Source organism: Bradyrhizobium genomosp. I (2014) (genome assembly GCF_000261685.1).
Taxonomy (GTDB): domain Bacteria; phylum Pseudomonadota; class Alphaproteobacteria; order Rhizobiales; family Xanthobacteraceae; genus Bradyrhizobium.
In genome coordinates this window covers 1-5,308 of record NZ_AJQE01000253.1, presented here as the reverse complement: position 1 = coordinate 5,308, position 5,308 = coordinate 1, and the positions used below count along the sequence as shown (strand labels likewise).

Genomic DNA, 5,308 nt, shown 5'->3' with positions numbered 1-5,308 from the left:
GGGGGGAGCCGGTGCCGGTGGTCTGCACCGCAGCGACCGGCTTCAAGCTCCAGGCAGAAGCGCTCGAGCGCGCGATCACGCCGAAGACCAAATGGGTCATCCTGTGCTCGCCGTCGAACCCGACGGGGGCCGCCTACACGCGTTCGGAACTGAAGGCGCTCACCGAGGTGCTGGTGAAGCATCCACATGTCTGGGTGATGACCGACGACATGTACGAGCATCTCGTCTATGACGACTTCCAGTTCACCACCGTCGCGCAGGTCGAGCCTGGTCTCTACGACCGCACACTCACGGTGAACGGCGTCTCCAAGGCCTATTGCATGACCGGCTGGCGTATCGGCTATGCCGGCGGTCCGGCGCATCTCGTCAAGGCGATGGCGACGATCCAGTCGCAATCGACCTCGAACCCGTGCTCGATCGCGCAGTGGGCCTCGGTCGAGGCGCTGAACGGTCCGCAGGAGTTCATTCCCGCCAACAACAAGGTCTTCAAGGAGCGCCGCGACCTCGTCGTCTCCATGCTCAACCAGGCAAGTGGCATCGAGTGCCCCCGCCCCGAGGGCGCGTTCTACGTCTATCCGTCCTGCGCCGGCACCATCGGCAAGAAAGCGCCGTCCGGCAACGTGATCTCGAACGACGAGCAGTTCGTCACCGAGCTGCTGGAGACCGAAGGTGTCGCCGTGGTGCAGGGATCGGCCTTCGGCCTGGGACCTGCTTTCCGCATCTCCTATGCGACCAAGACCTCGGACCTCGAAGACGCCTGCAAGCGCATCCAGCGCTTCTGCGGCAATCTGCGCTGAGGCTCTGTCGCGACAAGACATCGAAAAGGCCCGTCTCTGGCGGGCCTTTTTCATTGTTTGCACGCTTATCCTCGTGCGCGATCTGGCACCACCACGGCTGTTGTGGCATAGACCGTCACGCAACACGGGTGGGGCGCTCCCTCTGCTCGCATCACATCATCGCCGGAGATATTTCATGCGCCGTTCGTTCCTCTTCGCCGGGCTCACCGGCGTCAGCCTTATTGCCTCGGTCGTTGCTGCCGACGCGCAGCAGCGGATGACTCGGATCGGCGTGCTCGAATGCCGCGGCGGCGCCAGTGTCGGCTTCATCGTGGGATCGGTGACCCATCTCGGCTGCGTGCTGCGCGCTGACGGCTTGCCCGATGACCGCTACGTCGCGACCATCCGCAAGGTCGGCCTCGACATCGGCATCACCCAGGAAACCGCGCTCGCCTGGGGCGTGTTCGCGCCAGTCGACCGGCTCGGCCCCGGCGACCTCTCCGGCAATTACGCGGGCGCGCAGGGCAGCGCCTCGGTCGGCGTCGGTCTCGGCGGCAACGTCCTGGTCGGAGGCTCCCACAATTCGATCGCGCTCCAGCCGCTCAGCGTGCAGGGCCAGGTCGGCCTCAACGTCGCCGCCGGCCTCGAGAGCCTGGAGCTGCGTCCGGGGCGATAACACTTTCGCGTGTGATCGCGCCGCGCGAAGCGGCGCGATTTTGCTGACGACGCACCGCAGCGATATTTGCTGCTTGCCAAATCTCGGGGACGGGCAGAGCATCGACGCTTGCCGACCCAATCATGGGCCGAGCTCCACACCAAGGAGGCGGCGAATGGGACAAGACGTCAGAAGTCCCCGAGGTCCACGGTGCATCGCGCTGGTGGGCCCTTTCCAAAGCGGTAAAACCACACTTTTGGAAGCAATCCTGGCGCGAACGGGCGCAATCCCGCGTGCCGGCAGCGTCGATGCCGGAACCTCCGTCGGCGACGCCACAGCAGAGGCCCGTCATCACAAGATGACCGTCGGGCTGACTGCCGCGACCACGAGTTTCATGGGTGACAGCTACACCTTCCTCGATTGTCCCGGTTCCGTCGAGTTTGCCCACGACATGCGCACCGCGCTGCCCGCGGTCGACGCCGCAATCGTGGTCTGTGAGGCCGACGAGAAGAAGCTGCCGCAGCTTCAGATCATCCTGCGCGAGCTGGAGGAGCTGAAGATCCCGCGTTTCCTGTTCCTGAACAAGATCGATCGGGCCAGCCAGCGTATCCGCGAGACGCTCGCAATGCTGCAGCCCGCCTCGCGCGTGCCGCTGGTGCTGCGCCAGATCCCGATCTGGAAGGACGAGCTGATCGAGGGCTTCGTCGATCTCGCGCTGGAGCGCGCCTTCGTCTATCGCGAGCACAAGGCCTCCGAGGTGGTCGCGCTCGAAGGCGGCGATCTCGATCGCGAGAAGGAAGCCCGCTTCTCGATGCTGGAGAAGCTCGCCGATCACGACGATGCGCTGATGGAGCAGCTGCTCGAGGACATCCAGCCGCCGCGCGATGCCGTGTTCGACGATCTCGCCCGCGAATTGCGCGAGGGACTGATTTGCCCGGTGCTGCTGGGTTCGGCCGCGCGCGAGAACGGCGTGCTGCGCCTGATGAAGGCATTGCGTCACGAGGCGCCCGGCATCGCGGAGACGGTAAAACGTCTCGGCGTTCCCGAGACCAAGGACGCACTCGGCTACGTCTTCAAGACACTGCATTCGCAGCATGGCGGAAAACTGTCGCTGACGCGGCTGCTTGCCGGCCATCTCGACGACGGAGCGACGCTGCAATCCGCCTCCGGAGGCCTGGGGCGCATCTCCGGCATCCTCGCCGTCAACGGCGCCTACGACACCAAGCGTGCCTCGGCTGAGGCCGGCGACACGGTGGCGCTCGCCAAGCTCGATCCGATCAAGACCGGGGACACTGTGTCGAACGGCAAGACGCCGCCCGCTGCATTGATCGCCATCGAGCCGACACCGCCGGTGCTCGCGATCTCGATCGCTGCCATCGATCGCAAGGATGACGTCAAGCTCGGCCAGGCGATGGCGCGGCTGCACGAGGAGGATCCGTCACTCGTCGTCGTGCAGAACGCCAAGACCCACGACACCGTGCTGTGGGGGCAGGGCGAGATGCACCTGCGCGTCGCGGGCGAGCGGCTGCGCGATCGCTTCGGCGTCAAGGTCACCTCGCATCCGCCCGGGATCGGCTACCAGGAAACCATCCGCAAGCCGATCATCCAGCGCGGGCGGCACAAGAAGCAGTCCGGCGGCCACGGCCAGTTCGGCGACGTCGTGCTCGACATCAGGCCGCTGCCGCGCGGCGACGGCTTCAAGTTCGCCGAGAAGGTGGTCGGCGGTGCGGTGCCGCGCAACTACATCCCCGCGGTGGAAGAAGGCGTCGTCGACGGATTGGCGCGCGGCCCGCTCGGCTTTCCCGTCACCGACGTCGAGGTGACGCTGACCGACGGCTCCTATCACAGCGTCGACTCCTCCGACCTCGCCTTCCGCACGGCGGCGCGGATGGGGCTGAACGAAGGCCTTCCGCAATGCCAGCCGGTCTTGCTGGAGCCGATCCACGTGGTCGAGATCGTCTGCCCCACCGACGCCACCGCCAGGATCAACGCGATCCTGTCGGCGCGGCGCGGCCAGATTCTCGGCTTCGACACCCGCGAGGGCTGGAGCGGCTGGGACTGCGTCCGCGCCATGATGCCCGAAGCCGAGATCGGAGAGCTGATCGTGGAGCTGCGCTCCGCCACCGCCGGCGCCGGCAGCTTCACACGCCAGTTCGACCACATGGCCGAGGTCACGGGCCGCGCCGCCGACCAGATCATCGCCGCGCATCAACACGCGGCGTGATTGGTCTCGCGCGTTGACGAATGCGCACTCTCTCCCACCCTCTCTCCGCTCTGCTGTTCAGACCGGGAGAGGGTGGGATGAGGGGCTGCTTCCGCGGGCGCGGCAAAAGCTGGACTCTTATTCTCCTACCACCGTCATCGCGAGCGCAGCGAAGCAACTGGAATCCCTCCGGGGAAGGACTCTGGATGGCTTCGCTCCGCTTGCAATGACGATGTGGATGCGGATTTGCCTCAGGCAGACGTGAGGATTCGCAGAACCTCTCCTCGCGGAACGGGGAGAAGTTGGCTCTTGTGTTCGGCTCTTTTTGATGTATTTTACATCATTGTATATGTTATAGATATCATTCATAAGGTCTAGTGAGTGAGGCTGAGGTGATCACGTCGTTCCAGATGCGCGCAGCCCGGGCGCTGCTCGGCATTGACCAAAAAACCCTGGCCGAGCTCGCCGGCGTGTCGCTGCCGACCATCCAGCGGATGGAGGCCAGCACCGGCAATGTTCGCGGCGTGGTCGAGACCCTGATCAAGGTGGTCGAGGCGTTCGACCGGGCCGGCATCGAGCTGATCGGCGAACAGGCCCGCAGCGACAGCGGCGGGCGTGGCGTTCGCTTAAAGGAGCCGGGGCCGCCGCGCCGCGTCGGAGCATGATCGGGCGTTGATCGGGCTCGGGATCAGGATGGGTAAGCGCATCGTCGCACCTCGGCAACACGGGACGCACGATGCTTCGGAGCATTGTGGATGAGCATCACGACGGATCAGGCGGCCAGGCTGCATCAGCTTCGTCGTCCGACTTTTGCCGAACTGTATTTGCCGAAACTCGTCACCGTCTGGCGTGAAGGCTACGACGGCGCGGATTTCCGTGCCGACGTCTTCGCCGGCCTGACGGTTGCGATCGTCGCGTTGCCGCTGTCGATGGCGATCGCGATCGCCTCGGGCGTGACGCCGGACCGCGGTCTCTATACGGCCGTCGTCGGCGGCTTCATCGCCTCCCTGCTCGGCGGCAGCCGGTTCCAGATCGGCGGACCTGCGGGCGCGTTCATCGTCCTGGTCGCAGCGACCGCGGAGCGGCACGGCGTCGATGGTGTCATCCTCGCGACCATGATGGCGGGTCTGTTCCTGATCGCCGCAGGGCTGTTGCGGGTCGGTACCTACATCAAGTTCATTCCCTATCCGGTGACGGTCGGCTTCACCGCCGGCATCGCCGTGATCATCTTCGCCAGTCAGCTCCGCGATCTCTCGGGCATCACGCTCGCAGGGAAGGAGCCCAGCGAGTTCGTGCCGAAACTCGCCGCGCTCGCCGGCGGCCTCGACACCGTGAATCCGTCCGCCGTCGCGGTCGCCATCGTCAGCATCGCCATCATCGCCGGCTTACGCCGCTGGCGGCCGTCCTGGCCCGGCATCCTGATTGCGGTCGTGTTTGCGGCGGTCGCGAGCGCGGTGCTCTCGCTCCCGGTCGAGACCATCGGCTCGCGCTTCGGCGGTATTCCGCGCGAACTGCCCTCGCCCGCGCTGCCCGCGTTCTCGCTGGAGAAGGCAAAGGCTGTGCTGCCGGATGCGATCGCCTTCGCGCTGCTGGCTGCCATCGAATCGTTGCTGTCGGCGGTGGTCGCCGACGGCATGACCGGCCGCCGTCACCGCTCCAATTGCGAGCTGGTGG

General features: G+C 65.8%; 5 protein-coding genes. All 5 read left to right on the top strand.

What is annotated here, in order from left to right:
• A partial coding sequence (locus IC50_RS23760) for a pyridoxal phosphate-dependent aminotransferase (protein ID WP_035710396.1) occupies positions 1-797 on the top strand: 797 nt, incomplete at its 5' end.
• Between the two features lie 175 nt (positions 798-972).
• Positions 973-1,452 carry a DUF992 domain-containing protein gene (locus tag IC50_RS23755; protein WP_035710394.1) on the top strand — a complete coding sequence of 160 codons (480 nt, stop codon included), beginning with the start codon at positions 973-975 and terminating at the stop codon, positions 1,450-1,452.
• Between the two features lie 154 nt (positions 1,453-1,606).
• Complete coding sequence (locus IC50_RS23750; protein WP_035710393.1) at positions 1,607-3,655, top strand: elongation factor G; 2,049 nt, start codon at positions 1,607-1,609, stop codon at positions 3,653-3,655.
• Positions 3,656-4,026: 371 nt separating this feature from the next.
• Positions 4,027-4,299 carry a helix-turn-helix domain-containing protein gene (locus tag IC50_RS23745; protein WP_035710392.1) on the top strand — a complete coding sequence of 91 codons (273 nt, stop codon included), beginning with the start codon at positions 4,027-4,029 and terminating at the stop codon, positions 4,297-4,299.
• Between the two features lie 90 nt (positions 4,300-4,389).
• On the top strand, positions 4,390-5,308 hold a 919-nt coding region (locus tag IC50_RS23740; protein ID WP_035710391.1), incomplete at its 3' end, for a SulP family inorganic anion transporter.